Below are 1,268 nucleotides of genomic sequence, written 5' to 3'. Positions count from 1 at the left end.
CCCGCGCCTACAGGGACCGCGTAGCCCTTGAGCCAGCGCGGTTCCTGTAGGCGCGGGCTTGCCCGCGAATGGTGCAACCAACCCCTCATTTGAATGGCTTCGCCCCCATTTGGCACACCTTCTGCAATTCCCCTCGCAAGCCGCGGTTACGCGCGCCTCACAAAAACAACGAGAAGGTATCCCTAATGGATAACACCACCACCCTTTCTGCCGGGGCGGGCGCCGCACCCGTCGCGGAAAAAACCACCAGCAGCCGCCTCAAGTCGATCTTCAGCGGCTCCATCGGCAACATGGTCGAATGGTACGACTGGTACGTCTACGCCGCATTCTCGCTGTACTTCGCCAAGGCATTCTTCCCTGCCGGCAACACCACCACCCAATTGCTCAACACCGCCGCGATCTTCGCCGTGGGCTTCCTGATGCGCCCGATCGGTGGCTGGCTGATGGGCCTGTACGCCGACCGCAAGGGCCGCAAGGCCGCGCTGATGGCCTCGGTCCTGCTGATGTGCGCAGGCTCCCTGGTGATCGCCCTGACCCCAGGTTATGAAACCATCGGCGTCGCGGCGCCGATCCTGCTGGTGATCGCGCGCCTGATGCAGGGCCTGTCGGTGGGCGGTGAATACGGCACCTCGGCCACCTACCTCAGCGAGATGGCCACCAAGGAACGCCGTGGCTTCTTCTCCAGCTTCCAGTACGTGACGCTGATTTCCGGCCAGCTCATCGCCCTGGCGGTGCTGATCATCCTGCAGAACACGCTGACCACCGAGCAGCTGTATTCCTGGGGCTGGCGCGTACCCTTCGTGATCGGCGCGCTGTGCGCGGTGGTTGCGCTGTACCTGCGCCGTGGCATGGAAGAGACCGCTTCCTTCACCAAGAAGGAAAAGTCCAAGGAAAGCCTGATGCGCACCCTGATGCGCCACCCCAAGGAACTGCTGACCGTGGTCGGCCTGACCATGGGCGGCACCCTGGCCTTCTACACCTACACCACCTACATGCAGAAATACCTGGTCAACACGGTGGGCATGAGCATCAGCGACTCGACCACCATCTCGGCGGCCACGTTGTTCCTGTTCATGTGCTTGCAACCGGTGATCGGCGGGCTGTCCGACAAGATCGGCCGTCGCCCGATCCTGATCGCTTTCGGCGTGCTCGGCACCCTGTTCACCGTGCCGATCCTCAGCACCCTGCACACCATCGAGACCTGGTGGGGCGCGTTCTTCCTGATCATGGCAGCGCTGTTCATCGTCAGGGGCTACACCTCGATGAAC

The 1,268-nt window shown here is 62.7% G+C and carries 1 protein-coding gene; it reads left to right on the top strand.

Features of this window, described 5'->3' with window-relative positions:
• Positions 1 to 185: 185 nt before the first annotated feature.
• On the top strand, positions 186 to 1,268 hold a 1,083-nt coding region (locus ACQKPE_RS26535; RefSeq protein WP_427669648.1), incomplete at its 3' end, for an MFS transporter.

The organism is Pseudomonas sp. NPDC089554 (assembly GCF_050280645.1).
Classification (GTDB): Bacteria; Pseudomonadota; Gammaproteobacteria; order Pseudomonadales; family Pseudomonadaceae; genus Aquipseudomonas.
The sequence above is the reverse complement of the archived record's forward strand: the minus strand, read 5'-3'. Positions and strand labels throughout refer to the sequence as shown.